Consider the following 26,860-nt stretch of genomic DNA (forward strand, 5'->3'; position numbering starts at 1 on the left):
AGGTAGGACGCCAGTTCCTTGATGGTTTTAGCATCGCGCCCTTCGGTTACAAACAACACGCGCCTGGCAACGGCATCAGCGGCCAGCGTGACGTAGCTGTGTCCCCTGGCACGCGAAGTCTCATCAATCGCCAGTGCCGTGACATCCGAGTGATCTGCCAAGCCACAGGCCATCTCAACATACTTTTCGCACACGGCCAGAACCTTGTGCGGCGACTCCCCGACAAGACGCGAGACGGCGGCAAATGGCATCTGGCCAGACAGCATCAGAATGAAGGCTTCAAACAGCAAGGTGAAGCCATTAAGTCGCCCGGCAAAATCAGGCTCGACCAACCGCACCGAACCGTTGGGAAGTTTCACGCGAGGCGTGCGAACTTGCAGATGGCACTCGTGTTGAAAGAAGTTCAGGTGCCGATACGTCTTGGCCACCGTGTCGTGCACACCATGCAGCCCATCGTGACCCGAGACTGCAAAGCGACTGCCGACTTTGAAGTCAATCAATATCGTCAAGGTCTTGGCACCTTCGTCGAACTCAACCGAGGCAACGCACCACGGGTCAGTGATGCCCAGGGCAGATTCAAACAGCTTGGCAGTCATCAATTCACGCTCAAAAGTTGATCAATATGGCAGAAGCTTACCCACTCAAATTTCAAGAGAACCACCTTTTGTTTCAACTGCTTTCTTTTGCGCTTCTGCATTGAAGGCCAAAAAGTTGCTGGGCGATGCAGCGGCCACCCACTGCTCAATGGCAAAGCGGATGCGTGAGCGTGTTTTGGCATCGGCGTCCACCGCATCGGCCAGGCCCATCAGGGTGCGGGCATTGAGCAGGTAAGTGGCCGCATTGAACGCCGCCACAGGGTTGGAGGTCCACGCATCACCCGAAAAACGACGGTCTTTGACTTGCAAACTGTTGCTCAGGCTTTGATTCCACAAATCAGTGGCATCTTTGAAGTACTGACCTTGTAAATCCTTGAGCTTTTCGGGAGAAAATTTCAGTTGCGCAGCGCCCTCAGACGTGCCGGCTGGCAGCCCACCCAAATCCATGGTCTGAAAATGCTGCATGGCTTGACCCCAGCTTTTGCTGAGGTTTTGCTGAAACCCTTGACTCATTTGGGTCCAGAATTCGGGGGAAGATGCGTTCATGGGATGTCTCCTGAAATTCACGAATTTTTGGCTTCCGATGAATCGAGTATCTTTCAATTTGATGTCGCCTAAATTACAAGTTGCAAACAAAATGTATTTGATCGTGATTGCGTGGCTTTACGTCACCTTGCTGATGAGCTTGGCTGAGGCTTTTAGTACACAGGGAACCGTGCTGGGTGCCATTGTGACTTTCTTGTTGTACGGCCTGCTGCCCATGTCACTGGTGGTTTATTTGGCTGGAACGCCCTTGCGGCGCAAGGCAATCCAGCGGCAAGAATTGCGGGACGCCACACCTGGCGAAGCCGCGGCATCACCGGTCCAGCCAAATGCAGGCAGCCATTCGACCGGTTTGCCCCAAGAGCCGACTGTCCCTTCTGTGAGAAAAGAAACGTGATGCTTGCGACACCGTGCACCAGTCTGGCAGGCTGTTGTTACCGAAAATTTGCGTGATGCCCATGCGCTGAAGGCGCCTTTTGGCCAAACCCGCCAAATCAGCCAAGAACTTGCCCTGCCCGTGGGCACGAAAACAAGCTTGAGCGCTGTCATCGTTTTTGCAAAATGCCGCCATCACTTCTGCGCCCACTTCAAATGCCTGCGGCCCGATGCACGGCCCAAGCCAGGCCAAAATATCCGCCGGACGACGTGGCCGGACGGATTGCAGCACACGCTCCAAAATGCCATCGCCGCTCTCCCCTGCAAGACTTCGCCAGCCGGCATGTGCGCCGGCCACCCACTGACCAGCGGCATCACACATGAGCACTGGCAAACAATCAGCAACCATGATGGTGCAAGCCACATCCGTGCGATCGGTGATGCACGCGTCAGCCTGTTGGCCTTGGGGGTTTTCGCCATCCAGCCAAACCACATCTACGCCATGCACTTGTTTCAAAAAAACAGGCTCAAGGCCTATGGCCTGGGTCAAAAGCGCTCGATTTTGCGCCACATCATCCAATGAGTCAGCGACGTGGTCGCCCAAATTCATGCTGTCCCATGGTGCGGCAGAGACCCCTCCATGGCGATCGGTCATGATGGCCTTCACGTTGGGAGGTGCAGGCCACTGCGGTCTCAACCAGCTGGGCGGAATGTGAGAATCAAAATGAGTGCGCACCATGGAATGTCCAGAAAACTCCGCAAGACCCGGAGTATGAAAAGCATAAGCCGAAAAATACGCACGCATACTCACTGAACATTCACCCGTCCACTTTTATTGTGTAATCCCGAACATGGACACAGATGCCCACGCCCCCGAATTGCCTTGGATCGAGCCCAACCAAGCTCTACCTTGGGCTGCTTGTGCATGGGGGCCCGAGTCACCAGCACCCGGACTCTTGGCCGCCAGCAAAGACTTAAGCCCATCACGCCTGCACGAAGCTTATAGCCAAGGCATTTTTCCTTGGTTCAGCCAGGGCCAGCCTGTGCTTTGGTGGAGTCCGAACCCGCGCATGGTCTTGCATACACGCGAATTCAGATGCCACCGATCCTTACGAAAAACCCTCCAGCATTGGTGGCGGCTACCGGGGTTCGAACTGAGCTTTGACCGGGATTTTGGACAAGTCATTCGCCGCTGTAGCCAAGCGCCTCGGAGCGGCCAAAAAGGCACCTGGATTTTGCCGGCCATGATTTCCGCTTACGAGGAATTTCACGAGCTCGGTCATGCACACAGCGCAGAGGTGTGGCTGCATGGCGAGTTGGTTGCAGGCTTGTATTTCGTGGCGCTTGGCCATGCCGTGTTTGGTGAATCCATGTTCACCACGGTGACCGATGGATCCAAGATGGCACTGGCCACCTTGGTCAGCGTGTGCCTGCAACATGGCTTGCCTGCCATTGACTGCCAGCAAAACACCCGGCACCTGGCATCCGTGGGAGGCAGGGAAATTCCACGCGCAGAATTCATCCGTTTGATCACCCAAGAACAGCACAAACCCAACATTGACTGGGCGACGCAAACGCTCCAATGGTCTGCCTTGATGGCACTGGAGAAGACGCGGTGACCCATCTCAAAGACCTGCCTTTGCAAGCCTTGCAGTTTTATGCCACCGCGCCCTATGCGTGCAGTTATCTGGCGGACCGCTCTGCCCGTTCCCAAGTAGCGACACCCAGTCACCTGATTCACACCGAGGTGTATTCGGATTTGGTGGCGCAAGGATTTCGTCGAAGCGGCATGTTCACTTACAGACCCTATTGCGACGGCTGCCAGGCCTGCTTGCCATTGCGGGTGAATGTGCAAGCTTTCAAACCCGACAAAAGCCAGCGACGCGCAGCAAAAGCCCATGCTGATTTACAAGTTCGCGTTCGGGATTTGCAGTTTGACCCCGAGCACTATGCCCTGTACCTGAACTATCAAAACGCCCGCCATGTGGGCGGGGGCATGGACCAGGACAACGTCGATCAGTACAGCCAGTTTTTGCTGCAAAGTCGCATCAATACGCGCTTGGTCGAATTTCGTGAACCGACCCTGGATGGAACATGGGGCGCACTGAAAATGGTCAGCATCGTGGACATCCTGGACCATGGTTTGTCTGCGGTCTACACGTTTTATGAGCCCGGTGATCAAGCCAGTTATGGCACCTATGGCGTACTCTGGCAAATCCAGCAAGCCGCGCAGCTGGGCTTGCCCTATGTCTATCTGGGGTACTGGATCGAAAAAAGCCCCAAAATGAATTACAAATCACGCTTCAGGCCCTGCGAAATCCGGCTCGAAGGCACATGGCAAGCCATGTTTTGAGTCCATTTTTCACAGTGTAAAATGGATGTTGTACTCTGCTCACATGATGAAAAAAGACACCACCCTGACTCAGACGCCCACGATTCAAGTGGTAGAACGCATTTTCTGTCTGATTGATGTGTTGGCCTCCCGCGAAGAAGCCATTTCACTCAAAGAGATCAGCGAGAAAACGGGCCTTCATCCGTCCACCGCACACCGCATACTCAATGATTTGGCCACCGGACGGTTTGTGGACCGCCCGGAAGCGGGCAACTATCGACTAGGAATGCGTCTGCTGGAGTTGGGCAATCTGGTCAAAGGCCGCTTGAACGTTCGTGATGCAGCGCTTACGCCCATGCGCGAATTGCATAAATTGATCCAGCAACCCGTCAATCTGAGCATGCGCCAAGGCGATGAAATCGTCTACATCGAGCGCGCCTACAGCGAACGATCAGGCATGCAGGTTGTTCGCGCCATTGGTGGACGGGCGCCGTTGCATCTGACATCAGTGGGCAAACTGTTTTTAGCGGCAGACGACCCCATTCGCGTTCGCTCTTACGCCACAAGAACGGGCCTTTCCGGCCAAACACGCAACAGCATCACGCAATTGCCGGTGCTTGAACGCGAGTTGGCACGGGTCAAGCAATACAGCATTGCGCGTGACAATGAAGAACTCGAACTGGGTGTGCGATGCATTGCCGCTGGCATCTATGACGACCAAGGCAAGTTGCTGGCCGGCCTGTCGATTTCTGCGCCCGCTGACCGTCTGGACGAAGGCTGGCTACCCAAACTGCAAGCCACCGCCCGTGAGATTTCTGCCACTTTGGGCTATGACGCCAATCGTTGAGACTTGAACTCCCCATTCAAAAAGGCCCCAAAGGGCCTTTTTGACATTCCAACCTAAAAAAAACTAGCCTGGCAAACGGTTGTCCAAGGCTGAATGCTTGATTGGCGACAGGCCGGGTGAGCGTTCAACCCATCGGCGTACGCGCTCAGCATCGCCTATGCGACTGAGCTTTCCTGCGGAATCGAGAAACACCATGATCAATTTGCGCCCGGCCACTTGTGCCTGCATGACCAGGCATTGCCCTGCCTCGGAGATGTAGCCTGTCTTCTGTAAGCCAATATCCCACTCGGGGTTTTTGACCAATCGGTTGGTGTTGTTGTACTGCAGTGTGCGACGACCCACCTCAATTTCTCGACCGTGCGAGGTCGACAACTCACGCAGTACAGGCTCCTTGTAAGCCGCAGCCACCAAGGCAGCGAGGTCTTTGGCACTGGATTGGTTTCGGCTGGACAAGCCCGTGGGCTCTACATAACGTGTATCGAACATGCCCAAGGTTCTGGCCCGTGCATTCATGCGTGCCACAAAGGCATCCATGCCTCCCGGAAAAGTGCGCCCCAAGGCGTGAGCCGCCCTGTTTTCACTGGACATCAAGGCCAAATGCAACAAATCACCACGGCTGAGCAAGGTACCAACGGCCAAACGTGAGGAGCTGCCTTTTTCGGTATCGACATCGTCCTGGGTGATCGTGATCATCTCTGACATCGACAAATCGGCGTCAGAGATCACCAAACCTGTCATCAATTTGGTCAGGGACGCAATGGGTAAAACTGCTTGATCATTTTTGCGGAACAACACTTCCTGAGTGTCCTGATCAATGACCAACGCCACACTGGAACGCAAGTCCAACGGGTCAGCAGTGCTGTGCAAACCTGCCATTTGCCCATACGACACTTTCAAAGGCGCAGCTGCAACACGAGCAGATACCAAGCTCTTGCGAGTGGCACCATTGAACTTGAGCTTTTTAACCGGTTTGACCGCTGCCTTTTTAGCAGTGACTGCCTGTTTTTTGAATGTTTTTTGTTGAGTTTGGGCCTGAGACATCAAAGGCGAAATCATGGCCAAACTCAAACAACTTGCGGCCAGCGCGGAAAAACCTCGTATTGGCAAAAAAACAAAAAAAGCTGATTTGAACAACATGGGCAGCATTGTCTGAAATATGAATATGGCGATTGTGCCCCAGAGTTTACTCAAATAAAAAAGTCGCGCAAGAACAATAACTTGCGCGACTTTATTGAAGTCAATAATTACCCAAAAAGAATTCAATTACCCCTGTGCTGCCACCCTGTCTGCCTTACTGTGAAGTTTATTGAGTGCACTGAGATACGCCTTGGCCGAGGCCACGACAATGTCGGGGTCAGAACCGACCCCGTTGACCACGCGCCCACTGTTTTGCAACCGCACGGTCACTTCGCCCTGGCTCTCGGTGGAGCCGCTGATCGCGTTGACCGAATACAGCACCATCTCTGCGCCGCTCTTGATGTGCGACTCAATGGCTTTGAGTGAGGCGTCCACCGGCCCATTGCCATCGGAATGGGTTTGCACCTCTTTGCCGGCCACCGTGAACACCACCGAAGCGTGGGGCCGCTCGCCGGTCTCACTGTGCTGAGACATGGAGACAAAGCCGTATTGCTCTTTTTCAGCCGTCACGCTCTCGTCGCTGACCAGGGCCAGGATGTCTTCGTCAAAGATCTCGCTCTTGCGGTCGGCCAGTTCCTTGAACTTGGCAAAGGCGTTGTTGATTTCGGTCTCGCTGTCCAAAGTGACGCCCAAGTCCTGCAAACGCTGTTTGAATGCGTTGCGGCCGCTCAGCTTGCCCAGCACGATCTTGTTGGTGGTCCAGCCCACGTCCTCGGCACGCATGATTTCGTAGGTGTCACGCGCCTTGAGCACGCCATCCTGGTGAATGCCTGAGGCGTGGGCAAAGGCGTTGGCCCCCACCACCGCCTTGTTGGGCTGAACCACAAAACCGGTGGTCTGGCTGACCATGCGGCTGGCGGCCACGATGTGGCTGGTGTCAATGCCGATGTCGAGGCCAAAATAGTCGCGCCGCGTCTTGACGGCCATGACCACTTCTTCGAGCGAGCAATTGCCCGCACGTTCACCCAAACCGTTGATGGTGCACTCGACCTGGCGTGCGCCGCCGATCTTCACGCCCGCCAAGGAGTTGGCCACGGCCATGCCCAGATCGTTGTGGCAATGAACGGACCAAATCGCTTTGTCGGAGTTGGGGATGCGCTCACGCAGGGTGCGGATGAACTCGCCATACAGCTCAGGCACCGCATAACCCACGGTGTCGGGCACGTTGATGGTGGTGGCACCCTCGGCAATCACCGCTTCGAGCACACGGCACAAAAAGTCCATGTCGCTGCGGTAGCCGTCTTCCGGGCTGAACTCGACATCACCCACCAGATTGCGAGCAAAACGCACCGACTGCTTGGCTTGCTCAAACACCTGGTCAGGTGTCATGCGCAGCTTCTTTTCCATGTGCAGGGGCGAGGTGGCAATGAAGGTGTGAATGCGGCCGCTGTTGGCGCCTTTGAGGGCCTCGGCCGCACGCGAGATGTCGCGGTCGTTGGCACGCGACAAGGAGCAAATGGTGGAGTCCTTGATCGCGTCGGCAATGCTTTTGACGGCCTCAAAATCACCATTGGAGCTGGCGGCAAAACCGGCTTCGATCACGTCCACGCGCAGACGCTCCAGCTGGCGGGCAATGCGCAGCTTCTCGTCGCGGGTCATGGAAGCGCCGGGCGACTGCTCGCCGTCACGCAATGTGGTGTCGAAAATAATCAGTTTGTCAGTCATGTTCACTCCTGGTCAAAAACCCGCAAGTCCAAGCAAAAATGCAAAAGGCCCGATGCGGATGGCATTCGGGCCTTTTGGGAAAATGTTTGCGTGCGCTACACATCCCGCCCGAGGGGCGCTAGCAGTAGTGCAAACAAAGAAAATTTCATACAAACACTGTAGCACAGTTCAAAACCCGAACTGTCGTGCAGTGGACATCACTGGTGCAGGCCCCGTTCATCGGGCTCGTCGGTGGAGGTGCTGATCATGCTGGTGGGCTGGCCTTTGGCCTTGCGCCAGACGTAAATCACGTAACCACTCAAACCGTAAGCCACAAACGAGCCGAACAACACGGTGGGGGGGTCGATGTTGACGGCCGCAATGCCCAAAGCCACCAGCACCAGCGTGGCAAACGGCACGCTCTTTTTCATGTGCATGTCCTTGAAACTGTAAAACGGCACATTGGTCACCATGGTCAGGCCCGCAAACAGGCACACGGCAAACATGCCCCAGGACACGGCTTTGGCGGGCACGGCATTTTCAAACATGATCCACACAAAACCCATGACCAAAGCCGCTGCCGCTGGCGAAGGCAGGCCCTGGAAATAACGCTTGTCCACCACGCCCGTGTTGACGTTGAAACGGGCCAGGCGCAGGGCCGCGCAAGCGCAGTAGACAAAAGCCGCAATCCAGCCCCAGCGTCCCAGCTCCTTCAGGGTCCAAACGTAGGCGATCAAGGCAGGCGCAGCGCCGAAAGACACCATGTCCGACAGCGAATCCATCTGCTCGCCAAAAGCACTTTGTGTATTGGTCATGCGGGCCACGCGGCCGTCCAGGCTGTCGAGCACCATAGCACTGAAGATGCCCACGGTGGCCAAGTCAAAACGGCCATTGATGGCCATGACGATGGCATAAAAACCCGCAAACAATGCTGCCAAAGTGATCATATTGGGCAGCATGTAAATGCCCTTGGAGGGCTTGCGCACCGGCGCTGGGCCGTCTGCGTCTTCAGCGGTGTTGTTGGTTTTGCTCATCGTCCATTCCTGTTGCGGTTTTTTGGATCCATCCCATGTCAGCCGAGTTTAAGGCAGACCCAGCGCCCAAGAAAAAGGCCACCTGAGTGGCCTTTTCCCATCTTGCCCAAGGGCCAGATCAGTTGCGGGTCTTGTCAACCAGCTTGTTCTTGGCGATCCAAGGCATCATGGCGCGCAATTGTGCGCCCACGACTTCAATGGAGTGCTCGGAAGTCAAGCGACGGCGAGCCGTCATGCTGGGGTAGTTGGTGCGACCTTCCAGGATAAACATCTTGGCGTATTCGCCAGTCTGGATGCGCTTCAAGGCGTTGCGCATGGCTTCGCGCGACTGCTCGTTGATGACCTCTGGACCTGTCACGTACTCGCCGTATTCAGCGTTGTTCGAGATCGAGTAGTTCATGTTGCCGATGCCGCCTTCGTAGATCAGGTCCACGATCAGCTTCAACTCGTGCAAGCACTCGAAGTAAGCCATCTCAGGGGCGTAACCGGCTTCCACCAAGGTCTCGTAGCCCATCTTGATCAGCTCAACAGCGCCACCGCACAGAACAGCTTGTTCGCCGAACAAGTCGGTCTCGGTCTCTTCCTTGAAGTTGGTCTCGATGATGCCGGCCTTGCCGCCACCGTTGGCCATGGCGTAGCTCAGGGCCAAAGCGCGGGCCTTGCCGCTCTTGTCCTGGTGAATCGCCACCAGGTGGGGCACGCCGCCGCCTTGGGTGTAGGTGTTGCGCACGGTGTGACCGGGGGCCTTGGGTGCGACCATCCACACGTCCAGGTCTTCGCGGGGAACGACCTGGTTGTAGTGCACGTTGAAGCCGTGGGCAAACGCCAAAGAAGCGCCAGCCTTGATGTTGGGGGCCACGTTGTTGTTGTACACGTCGGCGATTTGCTCGTCGGGCAACAAGATCATGACCACGTCAGCAGCCTTGACAGCGTCGTTGACTTCCATCACGGTCAAGCCGGCTTTGCCGACTTTGTCCCACGATGCGCCGCCTTTGCGCAAACCCACGACCACTTTGACGCCGCTGTCGTTCAGGTTCTGGGCGTGTGCGTGGCCTTGCGAGCCGTAACCAATGATGGCAACGGTCTTGCCCTTGATGACGCTCAGATCACAATCTTTGTCGTAAAAAACTTTCACAGGGTTCTCCTTAGGAATAAACAGGTTCAATGAGTGGGTTTAGACGCGCAGGATGCGCTCGCCGCGCCCGATACCGCACGCACCCGTGCGCACGGTCTCCAAAATGGCGCTGCGGTCGATCGCCTCCAAAAAGGCGTCGTTCTTGGACTGGTCACCGGTGAGCTCAATGGTGTAGCTCTTGTCGGTGACGTCAATCACGCGGCCGCGAAAGATATCGGCCATGCGTTTCATTTCTTCGCGTTCCTTGCCCACAGCACGCACTTTGACGAGCATCAGCTCGCGCTCGGTGTAAGCGCCTTCGGTCAGGTCCACGACCTTGACCACCTCAATCAGGCGGTTCAAGTGTTTGGTGATTTGCTCAATCACGTCGTCCGACCCCGTGGTCTGGATGGTCATGCGCGACAGGCTGGGGTCTTCGGTCGGGGCCACGGTCAAGGACTCGATGTTGTAGCCACGGGCCGAAAACAGGCCCACCACGCGGGACAAAGCACCCGCTTCGTTTTCAATCAGTACAGCAATGATGTGTTTCATGATTACAGGTCCTCCACGCCCATGAGCATCTCGGTGATGCCCTTGCCAGCCTGCACCATCGGGAACACGTTTTCAGTCGGGTCCGTGCGAATGTCCAGGAAAACCGTGCGGTCCTTGAGTCTGCGGGCTTCGCGCAAGGCAGGCTCCACATCTTCTGGTTTTTCAACCAAGATGCCGACGTGTCCATAGGCTTCTGCCAACTTCACGAAGTTGGGCAATGCATCCATGTAGCTGTGGCTGTAACGACCGGAGTAATCAATCTCCTGCCACTGACGCACCATGCCCAAATAACCGTTGTTCAGGGCAACCACTTTGATGGGCGTGTTGTACTGCAGGCAGGTCGAGAGTTCCTGAATGCACATCTGCACCGAGCCTTCACCCGTGACGCAGAACACTTCGCTGTCCGGCTTGGCCAACTTGATGCCCATGGCGTAAGGAATGCCCACGCCCATGGTGCCCAAACCGCCCGAATTGATCCAGCGGCGTGGTTCGTTGAACTTGTAGTACTGAGCGGCCCACATCTGGTGCTGACCCACATCGGATGTGATGTACGCGTCGGCATCCTTGGTCATGTCCCACAAGGTCTCGATGACTTTTTGGGGCTTGATCACTTGGGTATTGCTGTTGTCGTACTTCATGCAATCGCGTTTGCGCCAGCCTTCAACCGTTTCCCACCACTGGGCCAAGGCCTGTGGATCGGGCTTTTGGCCAGACTCGCGGATCATGCCCATGAGTTCGGTCAGCACGTCTTTCACGTCGCCCACAATTGGCACGTCGACTTTGACGCGCTTGGAGATGCTGGACGGATCGATGTCGATGTGGATGATCTTACGGTCCACCGAAGCGAAGTGCTTGGGGTTGCCGATAACCCGGTCGTCAAACCGCGCGCCCACGGCCAACAACACATCGCAGTTTTGCATGGCGTTGTTGGCTTCGAGCGTGCCGTGCATGCCCAGCATGCCCAGGAAACGGCGGTCGGTGGCCGGGAAAGCGCCCAAGCCCATCAAAGTGTTGGTGACCGGTACGTTGAGCATGTCCACCAGGGCGCGCAGCTCTGCGCTGGCATTGCTCAGCAAAACGCCACCGCCTGTGTAGATGTATGGGCGCTTGGCCGACATCAACAACTGCAAAGCCTTGCGGATCTGACCGCCGTGACCCTTGCGCACCGGGTTGTAAGAACGCATCTCCACCGACTCGGGGTAGCCGGTGAAAAGCGTCTTGTTGAAAGACACATCCTTAGGAACATCCACCACCACAGGGCCAGGACGGCCGCTGCGGGCAATGTGGAAGGCTTTTTTCATGACCTCGGCCATGTCCTTGGCGTCTTTGACCAGGAAGTTGTGCTTCACGATCGGGCGGGTGATGCCCACGGTGTCGCATTCCTGGAAAGCATCGAGGCCAATGGCCGCAGTAGGCACTTGGCCACTGATGATGACCATGGGAATGCTGTCCATGTAAGCGGTGGCGATGCCGGTCACGGCATTGGTCAGACCGGGGCCCGAAGTGACCAGCGCCACACCCACCTCGCCCGTGGCACGGGCGAAGCCGTCAGCCGCGTGCACGGCTGCTTGCTCGTGACGCACCAGGACATGCTGAATGGTGTCTTGCTTATAGAAAGCGTCGTAAATGTGAAGCACGGCACCACCAGGGTAACCCCAGACGTACTGCACGTTTTCAGCTTGGAGCGCTTTGACGAGGATTTCTGCACCGCGCAATTCTTGAGCGCCCACAGGAGTATTGGCTGCATCAGCCTTGTTCATTTCCATATTCAACCTTTGTGAATTTCTCTAACGAAAAACCTTGGGTGCCCCTGGGCTCGACTCTTGTGAAGTGGCTTTGGGACTTAAGACCACAGACATGGGCACCAAACTGTAAAAGTGCCGGACGGTGATCCGTTTGCTTTTTTTCAATTGCAATCCCACATTATCGCACTTGTCTTTCGTCATTTTTCAAGCTGGTGGAGACAAACCATGGGCAATGCCATAATTCAAGGTCTGTGATCAGGGATTACCCCGAAGTTCCTGGCATTTTTTGTATACATAGAAAAAGCACCGCTGGCGCGACTGCTCCAAACCAAGTTGGCATCCGACTCTGAACTCTCAGATTTTCTAAAAAACGTGGAAAAAAAGGCGTTCAAGCGCGCCCTTTACCATGTTCGGGACGAAGATGCTGCCTTGGATATCTTGCAAGACAGCATGATCAAGCTGTGCAGCAGTTATGGGGACAAGCCTATTTCAGAACTGCCGATGTTGTTTCAGAGAATTTTGTCCAACACCGTGTTGGATTGGTTCCGACGACAAAAAACCCGCAAAGCCATATTCAGCAACCTCAGTGAATTTGGCTCGGATGATGCGGATGGCAACTTTGATCTTTTGGAGGTCACTTCCAACGCAACGGAACACGGCTTAGCCGAGAGCGCCGAAGATTGGATTGGCAGATTTCAGACCCTTGAACACATCGAAACAGCCATCATGAGCCTACCTGCACGTCAACGGGAAGCCTTCCTGCTGCGTTATTGGGAGGAGATGGACCTTGCTGAAACAGCCGCCATGATGGGCTGCTCTGAAGGCAGTGTCAAAACCCATTGTTCTCGCGCCATTCACGCATTGAGTAAAACCTTGGCAACCCAAGGCATCCGACCATGAAAACCCAAAATACATTGAACGAACTGGAACTGGACATTTTGGGCCGACATTTCTCTGCCCAACTGACGCTGGCCACACCCGGACTCCCCCATGAAATCAGCGAGCGCTTGCGGGTGGCACGTTTAAGCGCCCTGGCGCAACGCAAACCCCAGCTCCAAACACGACTGATCAAAGCCCAGCAAATCAACAGCAACAGCACTTTGACGGCGTCGCCTGACGAAGGACTTAACCTCTGGAGCATTCTGGCCTCGGCCCTGCCCTTGCTGGCTTTACTGCTCGGATTGATGGCCATTCAATGGATACAACAAGACAATCTCACTTCTGAAATTGCAGCCATCGACTCAGCGCTTCTCACTGATGATCTTCCACCGGACGCCTATACGGACACAGGTTTTATTCAATTCCTCAAACAAGGGCTCCACTCCGGCGCCTCACATGATTGAGATGCACAACTGTTTTGTCCATACCTTTGGCTCTCTTTGTCGCTTGGGCAGTGCTTTGTGTCTTGTGGCCAGCATGGCCGCAGCCACGGCACAAACTTATCCAGCACCCCAAAAGCTAGGCATCAACAGCACCCCAAACGGAGCTCAAACACCCTCCGCCAGCTGGCAGCAATTAACACCGCGACAAAAACAAGCACTGGCTCCTTTGGGGGTGCAATGGGGCACCCTGACCGCCCAACAACAGAGTAAATGGCTGACGATCTCCCACAATTTTTTCCAACTGTCGGCGGCCGAACAATCCACCATGCACGCCAGAATGGCTGACTGGGTGGCACTGAGTCCAGAGCAGCGCAATGTGGCCCGTTTTAACTTCAACAGCTTGCAAAACCTTCCAAAAGAAGACAAAAAAGCCAAATGGGAAGCCTATCAGGCACTGTCTGCTGACGAAAAACGTCAACTCTCAACCGCATCTACTTCGCCAGGAAAAAGTGCGGCCCGCACGGCCAAACCTCCCGAGCCACATCGCGTGGTGCAAACCCGCGTCACGCCCCTGGACTCGTCCCGAGCTGCGACTTCCACCAGCATTGATCGAAAAACACTTTTACCCCTGCCGCCAGCGTTGACGATACCCCCTCAGGCGCCAACGCCCTCCTCTTCCGAGACGCCTTTGGACAGCGTGCGCCCTCACACAGAAACATCGCCTTCATGACGCCCAACGCCACTGACGCCTTATCACCCATCTGTCCTTTTATCGCGCCTTCATTGTCCCGCCGCATGGCTTGTTGGCTGTATGAGGGCATGTTGCTGTTTGGTGTTCTCGTCTCCTCGGGCCTGGTGTATTTTGTGGCCGCTTATTGGCTGACAGGACTGGCGCCCGGTGACATGAACCTTCATCCCCAATTCAAGTCTGGCTTTCAGGCCAGCAGCTTTTTGGTGCTGGCCTTGTATTTCATCTGGATGTGGCGACGTGGGCAGACCCTGGCCATGAAAACCTGGCGGATTCAAATCGTGGACAAAGCCGGTCGAAAAATCAGCCGTAAAACCGCATTCAAACGCTACCTGGCCAGTTGGCTTTGGTTTATCCCCCCTCTTGCTGTTTCTTATGCGCTGGGTTTTTCCGTGATTGAGCTGATGGTCTTGACGCTCGGCTGGGTGGCCATTTGGTGCGTACTCAGCCGCTTTCACCCCCAAGGTCAGTTTTGGCACGACGTTTTCGCGGGCACGCGCCTGATCACCGCTGCACCTTGACCCGCTTTTTATTGCCACCGATATGCAAGAGTCCACATCGCCATCGACCAACGTCGTCAACCCGCAAAAAGCGCGCAAAGGCATGACTCGCATCCTGCATGCCGGTGGTTACTCCATCCAGGGCCTGCGTGCAGGCTGGGAAGAAACCGCTTTTCGCCAAGAAGCCATCATGGCCATGGGGCTGGTGCCCTTGGCTTTTTGGCTGGGGCAAAACTGGGTAGAAAGGGCCTTGCTGGCCGGTACGGTCATGCTGGTCCTGATCGTCGAGTTGCTCAACACCAGCGTCGAATCGGCCATCGACCGCATCGGCCCGGAATGGCACGACCTGTCCAAACGTGCCAAAGACATGGGCAGTGCTGCGGTGCTGCTCAGCTTGCTGATGTGCGCTGGCGTTTGGATGGCTGCGCTTTGGCAGCGCTTGTCATGACCGGGAACTACACCCGGGGCACATCGCCGGCCTTTTCGGTCTGCGTTTACTGCGGCTCCAAACCCGGCAACTCGCCTGAATTTGCCCAAATCGCCGTCCAAGTGGGCACCTGGATTGGCCAGCATGACGGCCAACTGGTCTATGGCGGCGGCCGCAATGGCCTGATGGGCCTGGTCGCCGAAGCCACCCTCGCCGCAGGCGGCACCGTGGTAGGCATCATCCCTACGGCCCTGGTCGAAAAGGAATGGGCGCACCACGGCTGCACCGAACTGCATGTTGTGGACACCATGCACGAGCGCAAACGACTCATGGCCGAGAAAGCCGATGCCTTCTTGGCGCTGCCCGGTGGCATCGGCACGTTTGAAGAGCTGTTTGAAGTCTGGACCTGGCGCCAGCTGGGTTACCACGACAAACCCGTGGGCATCCTCAACAGCAACGGTTACTACGACGGTTTGATGGCTTTCATTGGCCAAGTGGTCGAGCAAGGCTTCATGGGGCATTGGCAGACCGAGCTGGTGTCCGTGGGCACCGAGGCCGGACTGCTGCTGCAAAGTTTGGTGCAAAAAGCGGGCTTTTCTCCACGGGCAAAAGTCGAATTGCTCTGATCGACTTTGAGGGCCAGACAGCAGTCAGCGCACCCTTCTTTACATCCTCATAGATTTCCGTGTGGCCATTCAAGGCCATGCACTTACCGTCTGATCAGATGGCCGTTTCGTCCTGCTCGCCCGTGCGGATGCGCACCACGCGCTCTACCGAAGTCACAAAAATCTTGCCGTCGCCGATCTTGCCGGTGCGGGCGGCTTTGACGATGGCGTCCACACAGCTGTCCACGTCTTCGTCCTTGACGACCACCTCGACCTTCACCTTGGGCAAAAAGTCGACCACATACTCGGCACCGCGGTAAAGCTCAGTATGGCCTTTTTGACGGCCAAAACCCTTGACTTCGGTCACCGTCAGCCCCGTCACGCCGCATTCGGCCAGTGCTTCACGCACTTCTTCCAGTTTGAAGGGTTTGATGACGGCGGTGATCTGTTTCATGAAAAAAATCCTCAAAAAATGGAAAGCACCCGAATTCAGGCGCGGAATTTGTTGGTCATAGGATAACGCCAATCCTTGCCAAAACTGCGGTGCGTCACGCGAATGCCCACAGGTGACTGGCGGCGTTTGTACTCGTTGAGCTTGATGAGCCGCGTGACTTTTTCCACATCAGCACGCTCAAAGCCATCGGCAATCAAAGCTTCCACACCCTCGTCGTTTTCCATATAGCGCTGGATGATCGCGTCCAGCACCTCGTAAGCTGGCAAGCTGTCCTGGTCTTTCTGGTCGGGGCGCAGCTCGGCGCTGGGCGGGCGGGTGATGATGCGCTCGGGGATCGGCTGGCTGCCCGTGCCGTAGGGGTCATTCAGGTTGCGCCAGCGGGCCAGGTCGAACACGCGGGTCTTGACCACGTCCTTGATGACCGCAAAACCGCCCGCCATGTCGCCATACAGCGTGCAGTAGCCCGTGGCCATTTCGCTTTTGTTGCCGGTGGTCAGCACAATCGCCCCGGTCTTGTTGGACAGCGCCATGAGCAGCGTGCCGCGGATGCGGGCCTGGATGTTTTCCTCGGTGGTGTCTTCTTTCAAACCCTCGAACTGCGCCGACAGCGCCAGCTTGAAGCCATCAAACAAAGGCGCAATCGAGATTTCGTCATAGCGCACGTTCAGGCGCTTGACCATGTCGCGCGAATCGATCCAGCTGATGTCGGCCGTGTAGGGTGAGGGCATCATCACCGCGTGGATCTTGTCGGCGCCAATGGCATCCACTGCGATGGCCAGCACCAGCGCCGAATCGATGCCGCCCGACAGACCCAAAATCGCGCCCTTGAAACCGTTCTTGCCCAGGTAGTCGCGCACACCCAACACCAGCGCGTCCCACAACTCGGCGTCGGCTCCGGCCATGGGCACCAAGGACTCGGGTGCAGCGCTCAGGTCCACACCCTGCTGGCCAAACGCTGCCTGCACCGCCAAGTCGGCCTCGCGAAAGCCCTCGGCCCGCGCCACGGTTTCGCCTTGGGCATTGAGCGCAAAAGAGCGGCCTTCAAAAATCACCTCGTCTTGCCCACCGACCAGGTGCGCGTAAACCAGGGGCAAACCGCTGTCAGCCACGCGCTCGCGCATGCGCTGCTCGCGCTCCGGGCCTTTGCCCGCATGAAAAGGCGAAGCGTTCAACACCGCCAGCACCTGCGCCCCAGCGTCACGCGCCAAGCGGGCCGGCTCGTCGAACCAGGCGTCTTCGCAAATGAGCAAACCCACCCGCACGCCCTCGACCTCGAACACCCCCACCCCGTTGCCGGGTGTGAAATAGCGGCGCTCGTCAAACACCTGGTAGTTGGGCAGCTCGCGCTTGTCGTAAGCGCAGACGACTTTGCCCTCGCACAAGACGCTCGCGCGGTTGTGGCGGCGCGTCACGGCCACGCTGCGGGTGCGCATGCCACCACCTTCGGGGTGACCCACCACCACATGCAGGCCCTTTAACCCAGCCAGTTCGCGGGCCACCGTTTTCAGGGCATCATCACAGGCGTCAATGAAGGCCGGGCGCAGCAGCAGGTCTTCGGCCGCATAGCCGCAAATCGACAACTCGGGCGTGATCAACAGCCTGGCCCCCTGGGCATAAGCCGAGGTGGCGGCGTCGATGATTTTGCGGGCATTGCCCGGCATGTCACCGACGACAAAGTTGAGCTGGGCCACACGAATTTGGAGAGTCATACAGGTGCTGGAAAATTTGAGCTTGAATTATGTCACCCGGGTAGAGGATGACCTGAGCGGCATCGCGCCTGAAGCCTGGGACGGCTTGCTCGCCCAGCAGGATGCGCCATCGCCCTTCATGCGGCATGCCTATTTGTCAGCCCTGCACACCAGCGGCTCGGCCGTGCCCGAGACGGGCTGGACGCTGCAAGTGCTCAGTCTGTGGCGAGACACCCCCACGGGCCCAAGACTTGCCGCCGCCTGCCCGCTCTACCTCAAGACCCATTCACGCGGCGAATATGTCTTTGACCACGCCTGGGCCGACGCCTACGAGCGCCATGGCCTGAACTACTACCCCAAGGCCCTGGTCGCGTCGCCCTTCACACCCGTGCCTGGCAGCCGTTTGCTGGCCGAGTCGGATGCCGCCCACCAAGCCCTGCTGGCCGCCTTGCTGGATTTGTGCCAAACCAACGAGATCCCCTCGCTGCACATCCTGTTTGGCAGCCCACAAGACTTGAAGGCTTGCGAGACGGCAGGTTTGCTGCAGCGCAGCCAGGTGCAATTCCATTGGCAAAACCAGGGCTGGCGCGACTTCGATGACTTTTTGAGCAGCCTGAACCAGGAAAAGCGCAAAAAAATCCGGCAAGAGCGCCGCAAAGTGGCGGAGGCGGGCGTGACGTTTCGCGCCGTGCGTGGCCCCGACATGACGGGCGATGACTGGGCCTTGCTGCTGCGCTGCTACCAGCAAACCTATTGGGAGCACGGCAACGCGCCCTATTTGAAGCCTGAGTTTTTCGACGCCATGCGCCGTGACATGGCCGCCAATTGGCTGCTCTTTGTGGCCGAGCACGAGGGACAAGCCATGGGCATCAGCCTGATCGGCCTGCACCTGAACGCCGCTGGCCAGCCCGAAGTGGCTTATGGGCGCTACTGGGGAGCGCTGGTCCGGGTGGACTGCCTGCACTTTGAGGCTTGCTATTACCAGCCCATCGAATGGTGCATTCAGAATGGCGTCAACCGGTTTGAAGGCGGCGCCCAAGGCGAGCACAAAATGGCCCGCGCCCTGCTGCCCACGCCCACACACAGCGCCCACTGGCTGGCGCACCCGGCGTTTTCAGAAGCGGTGGCGCGGTATCTGGAGCGCGAAAAAGCGGGCATTGACAACTACAAGGAGGCGCTGCAACAGCACTCGCCGCTGAAAAAACACATACCGCCTGGACCGGCAACACAGAAAAGTCTTTTGTAGGGCGACACCTTCCGGTCTGACAGCGATCCGCTTCGCACAGGCCCTATGTTGGATGAAGCTACCGATCCACCGCAAAAAGACCCCATGAAAAAAGCCTGCTCGGCGCAAACCGGGCAGGCGTTGACGGGGCTAAGGCCCCCACAGGTCGGCACACCGACCTATCAGGCATCAAGCCTTGTTGTAGGCCGCGATGCCGTCCAAGATCTCCTTGTGGGCAGATTCCTTACCTTCCCAGCCCAGCACCTTGACCCACTTGCCTTTTTCAAGGTCCTTGTAGTGCTCAAAAAAGTGTGCAATAGCGTTACGTCGCATGGCGTTGACATCTTCAATGTCTTGCCAGTGGTCATACATCGGCAAAATTTTACTGGTGGGCACAGCAATCACTTTGCCATCCACACCAGCCTCGTCTTCCATCATCAAAATACCCAGTGCGCGGCAGGGCACCACAACACCGGGGTGCAAGGCATAAGGCGTGATCACCAACACATCCACCGGATCACCATCACCCGACAGGGTCTGGGGCACGTAACCATAGTTGGTCGGGTAGTGCATGGAGGTCGTCATGAAACGGTCCACAAACAAGGCGCCAGTTTCCTTGTCAACCTCGTACTTGATCGGATCGGCGTTCATCGGGATTTCGATGATCACATTGAAGGCTTCGGGCACTTTGCTGCCGGGGGTGACATTGTCGAGGGACATCTTTCAGGTCTCTTTGTGAAAAGTTAAGAAAAATCGGAATCGCTAGGGATTAACCCCGATTTTACTTTCACAGGCCTTGCGCACGGGCCGACTCTGCCTCTTTAATGAACTGTTGGCCAATCGTGCTCCGGTTTCGGGGACCGAGGAAGCAACGCCATGGAGGTGCCTCCAGCGCGTTGCACCTCTGTTCAGCGACAACTATCGAGGAGAAAACGATGACAGGTAATTCAGCGCTCATTTTGGCGCTCGTCTGTGGTCTGATTGCCGTGGCTTACGGCATTTGGGCCCGAGGGTGGATCCTTTCTCAAGATGCCGGCAATGCCCGGATGCAGGAAATTTCAGCGGCCATTCAGTCCGGTGCCGCGGCCTATTTGGCACGCCAATACAAGACCATCGCCATCGTCGGCGTCTTGCTGGCCATCTTGATGGGCGTGTTTCTGGATGGCGTCACCGCCATCGGTTTTGTGATTGGCGCAGTGCTTTCGGGCGCCTGCGGCTTCATCGGCATGAACGTGTCCGTTCGGGCCAATGTGCGCACCGCTCAGGCTGCGACCAAAGGCATCGGCCCGGCGCTGGACGTGGCATTTCGGGGTGGCGCCATCACCGGCATGCTGGTGGTGGGCTTGGGCCTTCTGGGCGTCACCGGCTTTTTCTGGTTCCTGACGGGCAATGGCAACCTGACGCCCGACAAGAATCTGGCGACCTTGCTCAATCCCCTGATCGGCTTTGCCTTCGGCTCCTCGCTGATCTCCATCTTCGCGCGCCTGGGCGGCGGCATCTTCACCAAGGGCGCTGACGTGGGCGCCGATTTGGTGGGCAAGGTGGAAGCGGGCATCCCTGAAGACGACCCGCGCAACCCTGCCGTGATCGCCGACAACGTGGGCGACAACGTGGGCGACTGCGCTGGCATGGCCGCCGACCTGTTCGAGACCTATGCGGTCACGCTGATCGCCACCATGGTGCTGGGCGCACTGCTGATCTCTGCAGCGCCCGGTCAAGCGGTGCTGTACCCACTGGCCCTCGGTGCGGTGTCCATCATCGCCTCGATCATTGGCTGCTTCTTCGTCAAAGCCTCACCGGGCATGACCAATGTGATGCCCGCGCTCTACAAAGGCCTGGCCATCTCGGGCGTGCTGTCCTTGATTGCCTTTTACTTTGTCACCACCTGGCTCATACCCGACAACGCACTGGGCGGAACGGGCGGACAAATGAAACTGTTTGGCGCCTGCACCGTGGGCCTGTTGCTGACAGCCGCCTTGGTCTGGATCACCGAGTTCTATACCGGCACGCAATACGCCCCGGTGCGGCACATCGCGCAAGCTTCGACCACCGGCCACGGCACCAACATCATTGCGGGCCTGGGCGTCTCCATGCGCTCCACCGCATGGCCGGTGATGTTCGTCTGTCTGGCCATCTGGACGGCGTATGCCCTGGGTGGCCTGTACGGAATTGCCGTGGCGGCCATGTCCATGCTGAGCATGGCGGGCATTGTGGTGGCGCTGGACGCTTATGGTCCCATCACCGACAACGCAGGCGGCATTGCCGAAATGGCCGAGCTGCCCAGCAGCGTGCGTGACATCACCGACCCGCTGGACGCCGTGGGCAACACAACCAAGGCCGTGACCAAGGGCTACGCCATCGGCTCGGCGGGTCTGGCCTCGCTGGTGCTGTTTGCCGACTACACCCACAAACTCGAGGCCTACGGCAAAGCGATCAGCTTTGACCTGTCCGACCCACTGGTGATCATTGGCCTGTTCATTGGCGGCCTGATTCCCTACCTGTTCGGCGCCATGGCCATGGAGGCCGTGGGCCGCGCCGCAGGCAGCGTGGTAGTCGAAGTGCGCCGTCAGTTCAAGGAAATCCCCGGCATCATGGAAGGCACGGCCAAACCCGAATACGGCAAGGCTGTGGACATGCTGACCACCGCCGCCATCAAAGAGATGATCATCCCAAGCCTGTTGCCCGTGGTGGTACCCGTGCTCGTCGGTTTAATCCTAGGCCCCAAGGCGCTGGGCGGTTTGCTGATGGGCACTATCATTACTGGCTTGTTTGTGGCGATTTCCATGTGTACCGGCGGCGGTGCCTGGGACAACGCCAAAAAATACATCGAAGACGGCCACCACGGCGGCAAGGGCTCAGAGGCCCATAAAGCTGCCGTCACGGGCGATACCGTTGGCGACCCCTACAAGGACACCGCGGGCCCTGCCATCAACCCTCTGATCAAGATCATCAACATCGTGGCTCTGTTGATCGTGCCGCTGGTGATGCGGTTTCACGGCACTTGATGAGACCGGCCCTTTGACCTCATGAAGAAGGCTCGCTTTTGGCGAGCCTTCTTCATGGGCCATGCCCCGGCCATCGTTCTTGCGCCATGTCCCATCGGTGATTTTCAAAATCCACCACCCGTTCACAATCGAAGCCATGAAACAAAACTTCATCGCCAACCAATCCACCCCCGCCCTGGCCGGCCAAACCATCGACGTGCTGGACCCCTCTGACGGGCAGGTGTTCGAGCAGATCCCGCGCAGCCAGGCGGCCGACATCGACCAGGCGGTGCAAGCGGCGCGGGCCGCAATTAATGGTCCTTGGGGGAAACTGACTGGGGTGGAGCGCGGGCGATTGCTGATGGCGCTGTCGCGCAAAGTGGCCGAACACGCGGGCGAATTGGCGGCACTGGAGCAGCGCGACTGCGGCAAACCCACCAAACAGGCTGCGGCCGACGCGGTGGCTTTGGCCCGGTATTTCGAGTTTTATGCCGGCTCTTGTGACAAGCTGCACGGCGACACCCTGCCCTACCAAAACGGCTACAGCGTCTTGACTTGGCACGAGCCGCATGGCGTGACGGGCCATGTGATCCCCTGGAATTACCCCATGCAGATTTTTGGCCGCAGCGTGGGCGGCGCATTGGCGGCGGGCAACGCCTGCGTGGTCAAGCCTGCCGAGGACGCGTGCCTGAGCTTGATCCGCGTGGCGCAGTTGGCGGCCGAGGTCGGCTTTCCGGCCGGGGCCTTGAACATCGTCACCGGTTACGGCCACGAGGTGGGCGACGCGCTGGCCCGCCACCCCGGCATCGACCACATCAGTTTCACCGGCAGCCCCCGCGTGGGCACACTGATCCAGCAAGTGGCCGCCGAGCGGCATTGCCCGGTCACCCTGGAGCTGGGCGGCAAAAGCCCCCAAATCATTTTTGACGACGCCGACCTGGACGCGGCCATTCCGGTGATCGTCAACGCCATCGTGCAGAACTCGGGCCAGACCTGCAGCGCGGGCTCGCGGGTGCTGATCCAGCAAGGCATTTACGAGCCACTGCTCAAACGCCTGGGCGAGGCTTTTAGCCGCTTGCAAGTGGGCTCGGCCGCCATGAACCTGGACCTGGGGCCCCTGATCCGCGCCAGCCAGCTGGAGCGCGTGACCGGTTTTCTGGACCAGGCCCGCGCAGACGGCATCGCCACCGTGGCGCAAGGCCAGATCGCGCCCGGCGTGCCCGCAGGTGGTTTCTACCAAGCCCCGGTGCTCTTGCGCGACGTGCCGGTGATGCACCGCTTGGCGCAGGAAGAAGTCTTTGGCCCAGTGCTCTCGGCCATGGCCTTCCAAGACGAAGACCATGCCGTCGAGTTGGCCAATGCCACCGAGTTTGGCCTCGTCGCGGGCATCTGGACGCGCGACGGCGGTCGCCAGTTTCGCATGGCCAAACGCGTGCGCAGCGGCCAGGTGTTCATCAACAACTACGGCGCGGCTGGCGGGGTGGAGCTGCCCTTTGGCGGCGTCAAGTCGTCGGGTTACGGCCGCGAAAAAGGCCTGGAAGCGCTGCTGGGCTTCACCACCCTAAAAACCGTGGCTATTCAGCATGGTTGAGGCCGTCCGAGTGGCCAACTGGACTTGGTTCTCTTCAACGACATTTGATTCGCAAAGACTGGATTGCCACGCTTCGCTCGCAATGACGGGAAAAATTGGACTTGCGATGAAACAGAGGGATTGTCGTGACGGCCTTTCATCCTTGACCATGCCGTCTCAGGGGCGTGGCGGCTCGGGCACAATCGCTGGCTATGTCTGAACGCGTCATTCCGCTGGTTGACCAGCGCCATCCCAGCCTGCCTTTGCCCGCCGCCGAGCACAGCCACGACTTGAGCTCATTGTCCCTGGACGGCCTGCGCCGCCCCTTGACCGATTTGCGCATCAGCGTGACCGACCGCTGCAACTTCAGGTGCAGCTACTGCATGCCCAAGGAAGTCTTTGACAAGGACTATGCCTACCTGCCGCACAGCCAGCTGCTGAGTTTTGAGGAAATCACCCGCATCGCCAGCGTGTTTGTAGGCCGTGGCGTGCGCAAAATCCGGCTGACGGGTGGTGAGCCCCTTCTGCGCAAAAACATCGAGATCCTGATCGAACAACTGGCCGCGTTGCGCACGCCAGACGGCCAGCCGCTCGATTTGACACTGACCACCAACGGCTCCCTCTTGGCGCGCAAAGCCCAAAGCCTGAAAGACGCGGGTCTGCAACGCGTCACGGTGAGCCTGGACGGGCTGGACGACGCCGTCTTTCGCCAGATGAACGATGTGGACTTTCCGGTGGCCGATGTGCTGGCCGGCATCGAAGCGGCGCGGGCGGCGGGCTTGGGGCCGATCAAGGTCAACATGGTGGTCAAGCGCGGCACCAACGAGCACGAAATTTTGCCTATGGCGCGGCATTTCCGGGGCACGGGCATCGTGCTGAGATTCATTGAATACATGGACGTGGGCGCGACCAACGGCTGGTGCATGGACGAGGTGCTGCCCAGCGCCGAAGTGATCCGCCTGCTGCAAACCGAGCTGCCGCTGGTGCAACTCGACCCCTCAGTCCCGGGCGAAACCGCCGAGCGCTGGGGTTATGCCAACGCCCAAGGCGAGTACGACCCGACTTTGGGCGAGGTGGGTGTGATCAGCAGCGTGACGCAGGCCTTTTGTGGTGACTGCAACCGCGCCCGCCTGTCCACCGAAGGCCGTTTGTACCTGTGCCTGTTTGCCAGCCAAGGCTACGACCTGCGTCAGCTCTTGCGCGACCCCACACAAAGCGACACCACACTGGCCGCCACGGTCGATGCCATCTGGCGCGGGCGCACCGACCAATACTCGCGCCTGCGCAGCCTGCGCGGGCCGGACACCACCAGCGGCCCCGGCCGTCGGGTGGAGATGAGCTACATCGGAGGCTGAAAGCCATGAACCACAACGCACCCGGCATCACCGGCCTCATCCTCGCAGGCGGGCGCGGTTCGCGCATGGGCGGCATCGACAAAGGCCTGCAAAACTTTCGTGGCTTGCCCTTGGCCCTGCAAACCCTGATGCGACTGCAAGTGCAAAGCATGCCGCTGCAAGAAGTGCTGATCAACGCCAACCGCAACCTCTCGGCCTACGAATCCTTGGGCGTGCCGGTCTGGCCCGACAGCATCGACGGCTTTGCCGGGCCGCTGGCAGGCTTCCTTACCGGACTGGAGCGCTGCGAAACCCCGCTCTTGCTCACCGTGCCTTGCGACACGCCTTTGTTTCCGCTCGATCTGGTGGAGCGCTTGGTCCAAGCCATGGACACGCAAGACGCCGACATGGCCATGGCCGCCGCGCCCGAGCTTGACGGCGCGGTGCGCCCACAGCCCGTGTTTTGCCTGCTCAAAATCGATCTGCTCGAAAGCCTGGTCAAGTTCACCCAAGGCGGTGGCCGCAAAATCGACGCCTGGACCAGCCAGCACCGCTGCGCCATCGTCCCCTTTGACCTGCCCGGCGACAACCCGCAAGCCTTTGCCAACGCCAACACGTTGGCCGAGCTGCAGCAACTCGAAGCCCTCTGAATTCCTTGGCCATGCCCTGGCCGTGCAGACCATGACCACGCCCAACTCCTTTGCGCTTTCAACCGCCCAGTCACCCGCACTGTCCTTGAGCGAGATCGCCGAACGCCTGCAAGGCTACGACCCGCAGGCCCTGTCGGCCCGCCATGTGAACGACTTTTTGGCCCAACTGGTGCAGCCCGTGCGCGAACAAGAAACCGTGGCCCTGATGCAGGCGCACGGCCGCATCCTGGCGCAAGACGTGGTCTCGCCCATCAGTGTGCCGCCGCACGACAACTCGGCCATGGACGGCTACGCCCTGCGCGGTACAGAACTTTTGAGTGACCACCCCACCCCTTTTAAGGTGGTCGGCACCGCTTTTGCCGGTGCCGCTTGGCAAGGCAACGTGAATGCGGGCGAGTGCGTGCGCATCATGACCGGGGCCATCATGCCCGCAGGGCTGGACACCGTAGCCCCCCAAGAATTGGTGAAGGTGGACGGCGACACCGTGCATATCCCTCCCGGCCTGCTGCAAGCGGGCGACAACCGCCGTCTTTTGGGCGAAGACCTCATGGCCGGGCAGCCCGCCTTGCGTGCAGGCACGCGCCTGGCCCCCGCCGCCTGCGGCTTGCTGGCCAGCCTGGGCTTGCCCAGCGTCAGCGTGTGGCGCAGACCCAAAGTGGCCTATTTTTCGACCGGTGACGAAATCCTGAGCCTGGGCGAAGCCCCACGCGAAGGCGCGGTGTACGACAGCAACCGCTACACCGTCGCCGGCATGGTGCAGGCCCTGGGGTGTGAATTGATCGACATGGGCGTGGTGCGCGACGAGCCTGCGGCGCTGGAACAAGCTTTTGTGGACGCGGCTGCACAGGCCGACGCCATCATCACCAGCGGCGGCGTGAGTGTGGGCGAGGCGGACCACACCAAGGCCATGATGAAAAAACTGGGCGATGTGGCGTTTTGGCGCATCGCCATGCGCCCCGGCCGCCCCATGGCGGTGGGCCGTATTCAACGCAGCGAGCGCTCGGCCGTGTTGTTTGGACTGCCCGGCAACCCGGTGGCGGTGATGGTGACTTTTGCCGCTTTTGTGCGCCCCGCTCTGCAGCAGCTCATGGGCTGGCAAGCGCCGCCCTTGCCACTGCTCAAAGCCCAAAGTACCGAGGCGCTGCGCAAGAAACCGGGCCGCACCGAATACCAGCGCGGCGTGGTCAGCACCAACGCGGCGGGCCAATTGCAGGTCAGCATCACCGGCAACCAAGGCTCGGGCGTGCTCAGCTCCATGGTGCAAGCCAATGGCCTGATCGTGCTGGGACATGCCCAAGGCAACGTGGCCGTGGGCGACGAGGTGGATGTGATGATGTTTGACGGGCACCTCTGAACCCGGGAGCCAGGCACGCATGAAAAAAGCGGCCTTGGCCGCTTTTTTCATGCCTCTGGCGCTGCACACCGCGTGCAGCG

Annotated in this window: 28 protein-coding genes; 16 read left to right on the top strand and 12 right to left on the bottom strand. The window is 58.5% G+C overall.

Going from position 1 to position 26,860, the window contains the following annotated elements:
• The coding region (locus AMM33_RS19865; protein ID WP_194945605.1) for a helix-turn-helix domain-containing protein at window positions 1-596 on the bottom strand (596 nt) is incomplete at its 3' end.
• Window positions 597-641: 45 nt separating this feature from the next.
• Window positions 642-1,142 carry a hypothetical protein gene (locus AMM33_RS19870; RefSeq protein ID WP_090142979.1) on the bottom strand — a complete coding sequence of 167 codons (501 nt, stop codon included), beginning with the start codon at window positions 1,140-1,142 and terminating at the stop codon, window positions 642-644.
• On the opposite strand from AMM33_RS19870, the gene AMM33_RS19875 reads away from it, so the two are divergent.
• Complete coding sequence (locus AMM33_RS19875) at window positions 1,141-1,536, top strand: hypothetical protein (protein WP_369802480.1); 396 nt, start codon at window positions 1,141-1,143, stop codon at window positions 1,534-1,536. The genes AMM33_RS19870 and AMM33_RS19875 overlap by 2 nt on opposite strands.
• On the opposite strand, the gene pgeF is transcribed toward AMM33_RS19875, so the two are convergent.
• Window positions 1,453-2,319, bottom strand: coding sequence for a peptidoglycan editing factor PgeF (pgeF, locus tag AMM33_RS19880; protein WP_369802481.1), 867 nt, complete (start codon window positions 2,317-2,319; stop codon window positions 1,453-1,455). The two genes, AMM33_RS19875 and pgeF, sit on opposite strands and share 84 nt — an antisense overlap.
• A 46-nt stretch (window positions 2,320-2,365) precedes the next feature.
• Here pgeF and aat point away from each other — a divergent pair, with 46 nt between their 5' ends.
• Genes aat through AMM33_RS19895 form a run of 3 tightly spaced genes read left to right on the top strand, consistent with a single transcriptional unit; the run spans window position 2,366 to window position 4,693 of the window.
• Window positions 2,366-3,133, top strand: a complete 768-nt coding sequence (gene aat / locus AMM33_RS19885) for a leucyl/phenylalanyl-tRNA--protein transferase (RefSeq protein WP_090142982.1) — start codon at window positions 2,366-2,368, stop codon at window positions 3,131-3,133.
• On the top strand, window positions 3,130-3,867 hold the full coding sequence (locus AMM33_RS19890) for an arginyltransferase (protein ID WP_090142983.1): 738 nt from the start codon (window positions 3,130-3,132) through the stop codon (window positions 3,865-3,867). The genes aat and AMM33_RS19890 overlap by 4 nt, the downstream gene beginning before the upstream one ends.
• Before the next feature lie 43 nt (window positions 3,868-3,910).
• A complete protein-coding gene (locus AMM33_RS19895) occupies window positions 3,911-4,693 on the top strand; it encodes an IclR family transcriptional regulator (RefSeq protein ID WP_090142984.1) in 783 nt (260 codons plus the stop codon).
• 63 nt (window positions 4,694-4,756) lie between these two features.
• On the opposite strand, the gene AMM33_RS19900 is transcribed toward AMM33_RS19895, so the two are convergent.
• The 6 genes from AMM33_RS19900 to AMM33_RS19925 all read right to left on the bottom strand — a co-directional run bounded on the left by AMM33_RS19900 (window position 4,757) and on the right by AMM33_RS19925 (window position 11,940).
• On the bottom strand, window positions 4,757-5,836 hold the full coding sequence (locus AMM33_RS19900) for a serine hydrolase (RefSeq protein WP_369802482.1): 1,080 nt from the start codon (window positions 5,834-5,836) through the stop codon (window positions 4,757-4,759).
• A gap of 120 nt (window positions 5,837-5,956) precedes the next feature.
• Window positions 5,957-7,495, bottom strand: coding sequence for a 2-isopropylmalate synthase (locus tag AMM33_RS19905; RefSeq protein WP_090142986.1), 1,539 nt, complete (start codon window positions 7,493-7,495; stop codon window positions 5,957-5,959).
• Window positions 7,496-7,692: 197 nt separating this feature from the next.
• On the bottom strand, window positions 7,693-8,508 hold the full coding sequence (pssA, locus tag AMM33_RS19910) for a CDP-diacylglycerol--serine O-phosphatidyltransferase (RefSeq protein WP_090142987.1): 816 nt from the start codon (window positions 8,506-8,508) through the stop codon (window positions 7,693-7,695).
• A 118-nt stretch (window positions 8,509-8,626) separates the two neighbouring features.
• Window positions 8,627-9,643, bottom strand: coding sequence for a ketol-acid reductoisomerase (ilvC, locus tag AMM33_RS19915; RefSeq protein WP_090142988.1), 1,017 nt, complete (start codon window positions 9,641-9,643; stop codon window positions 8,627-8,629).
• 39 nt (window positions 9,644-9,682) lie between these two features.
• A complete protein-coding gene (ilvN, locus tag AMM33_RS19920; protein WP_089953931.1) occupies window positions 9,683-10,174 on the bottom strand; it encodes an acetolactate synthase small subunit in 492 nt (163 codons plus the stop codon).
• Window positions 10,175-10,176: 2 nt separating this feature from the next.
• Window positions 10,177-11,940 carry an acetolactate synthase 3 catalytic subunit gene (locus tag AMM33_RS19925; protein WP_090142989.1) on the bottom strand — a complete coding sequence of 588 codons (1,764 nt, stop codon included), beginning with the start codon at window positions 11,938-11,940 and terminating at the stop codon, window positions 10,177-10,179.
• Between the two features lie 312 nt (window positions 11,941-12,252).
• Between AMM33_RS19925 and AMM33_RS19930 the strand changes: the two genes are divergently transcribed.
• Genes AMM33_RS19930 through AMM33_RS19955 form a run of 6 tightly spaced genes read left to right on the top strand, consistent with a single transcriptional unit; the run spans window position 12,253 to window position 15,542 of the window.
• The gene (locus AMM33_RS19930) at window positions 12,253-12,819 is read left to right on the top strand and encodes an RNA polymerase sigma factor (RefSeq protein WP_090142990.1); all 567 of its coding nucleotides are present in this window, start codon (window positions 12,253-12,255) and stop codon (window positions 12,817-12,819) included.
• A complete protein-coding gene (locus tag AMM33_RS19935) occupies window positions 12,816-13,262 on the top strand; it encodes a DUF3619 family protein (RefSeq protein WP_090142991.1) in 447 nt (148 codons plus the stop codon). The genes AMM33_RS19930 and AMM33_RS19935 overlap by 4 nt, the downstream gene beginning before the upstream one ends.
• The gene (locus AMM33_RS19940) at window positions 13,177-13,971 is read left to right on the top strand and encodes a DUF3106 domain-containing protein (protein ID WP_090142992.1); all 795 of its coding nucleotides are present in this window, start codon (window positions 13,177-13,179) and stop codon (window positions 13,969-13,971) included. Before AMM33_RS19935 ends, AMM33_RS19940 begins: the two co-directional genes overlap by 86 nt.
• Window positions 13,968-14,510 (top strand): RDD family protein, encoded by a 543-nt coding sequence (locus AMM33_RS19945; protein ID WP_090142993.1) that lies wholly within the window; start codon window positions 13,968-13,970, stop codon window positions 14,508-14,510. The genes AMM33_RS19940 and AMM33_RS19945 overlap by 4 nt, the downstream gene beginning before the upstream one ends.
• Window positions 14,511-14,532: 22 nt before the next feature.
• Window positions 14,533-14,937 (top strand): diacylglycerol kinase, encoded by a 405-nt coding sequence (locus AMM33_RS19950; RefSeq protein WP_090142994.1) that lies wholly within the window; start codon window positions 14,533-14,535, stop codon window positions 14,935-14,937.
• On the top strand, window positions 14,934-15,542 hold the full coding sequence (locus AMM33_RS19955; protein ID WP_090142995.1) for an LOG family protein: 609 nt from the start codon (window positions 14,934-14,936) through the stop codon (window positions 15,540-15,542). The genes AMM33_RS19950 and AMM33_RS19955 overlap by 4 nt, the downstream gene beginning before the upstream one ends.
• 94 nt (window positions 15,543-15,636) lie before the next feature.
• Here AMM33_RS19955 and AMM33_RS19960 read toward each other — a convergent pair whose 3' ends face one another.
• Together AMM33_RS19960 and AMM33_RS19965 are read right to left on the bottom strand one after the other, a co-directional pair.
• Window positions 15,637-15,975 carry a P-II family nitrogen regulator gene (locus AMM33_RS19960; protein WP_053175377.1) on the bottom strand — a complete coding sequence of 113 codons (339 nt, stop codon included), beginning with the start codon at window positions 15,973-15,975 and terminating at the stop codon, window positions 15,637-15,639.
• Window positions 15,976-16,010: 35 nt separating this feature from the next.
• Window positions 16,011-17,684: an NAD+ synthase gene (locus AMM33_RS19965; protein ID WP_090142996.1), complete on the bottom strand. Its 1,674-nt coding sequence runs from the start codon at window positions 17,682-17,684 to the stop codon at window positions 16,011-16,013.
• Between the two features lie 4 nt (window positions 17,685-17,688).
• Between AMM33_RS19965 and AMM33_RS19970 the strand changes: the two genes are divergently transcribed.
• Window positions 17,689-18,909, top strand: coding sequence for a GNAT family N-acetyltransferase (locus AMM33_RS19970; RefSeq protein ID WP_228768270.1), 1,221 nt, complete (start codon window positions 17,689-17,691; stop codon window positions 18,907-18,909).
• 168 nt (window positions 18,910-19,077) lie between these two features.
• Here AMM33_RS19970 and ppa read toward each other — a convergent pair whose 3' ends face one another.
• Window positions 19,078-19,608 (bottom strand): inorganic diphosphatase, encoded by a 531-nt coding sequence (gene ppa / locus AMM33_RS19975; protein WP_090142997.1) that lies wholly within the window; start codon window positions 19,606-19,608, stop codon window positions 19,078-19,080.
• A gap of 215 nt (window positions 19,609-19,823) precedes the next feature.
• On the opposite strand from ppa, the gene AMM33_RS19980 reads away from it, so the two are divergent.
• The 5 genes from AMM33_RS19980 (at window position 19,824) to glp (ending at window position 26,780) form a co-directional block, all read left to right on the top strand.
• Window positions 19,824-21,893, top strand: a complete 2,070-nt coding sequence (locus tag AMM33_RS19980) for a sodium-translocating pyrophosphatase (protein WP_090142998.1) — start codon at window positions 19,824-19,826, stop codon at window positions 21,891-21,893.
• 136 nt (window positions 21,894-22,029) lie between these two features.
• Window positions 22,030-23,463, top strand: a complete 1,434-nt coding sequence (locus AMM33_RS19985; RefSeq protein ID WP_090142999.1) for an aldehyde dehydrogenase family protein — start codon at window positions 22,030-22,032, stop codon at window positions 23,461-23,463.
• A gap of 191 nt (window positions 23,464-23,654) precedes the next feature.
• Window positions 23,655-24,797 carry a GTP 3',8-cyclase MoaA gene (gene moaA, locus AMM33_RS19990; RefSeq protein WP_090143000.1) on the top strand — a complete coding sequence of 381 codons (1,143 nt, stop codon included), beginning with the start codon at window positions 23,655-23,657 and terminating at the stop codon, window positions 24,795-24,797.
• A gap of 5 nt (window positions 24,798-24,802) precedes the next feature.
• The gene (mobA, locus tag AMM33_RS19995) at window positions 24,803-25,426 is read left to right on the top strand and encodes a molybdenum cofactor guanylyltransferase MobA (protein WP_090143001.1); all 624 of its coding nucleotides are present in this window, start codon (window positions 24,803-24,805) and stop codon (window positions 25,424-25,426) included.
• Window positions 25,427-25,457: 31 nt separating this feature from the next.
• A complete protein-coding gene (gene glp / locus AMM33_RS20000) occupies window positions 25,458-26,780 on the top strand; it encodes a molybdopterin molybdotransferase MoeA (RefSeq protein ID WP_090143002.1) in 1,323 nt (440 codons plus the stop codon).
• The last annotated feature ends 80 nt before the right edge of the window (window positions 26,781-26,860 follow it).

The sequence above is a fragment of the Limnohabitans sp. DM1 genome (genome assembly GCF_001269385.1).
Taxonomy (GTDB): domain Bacteria; phylum Pseudomonadota; class Gammaproteobacteria; order Burkholderiales; family Burkholderiaceae_C; genus Limnohabitans_A.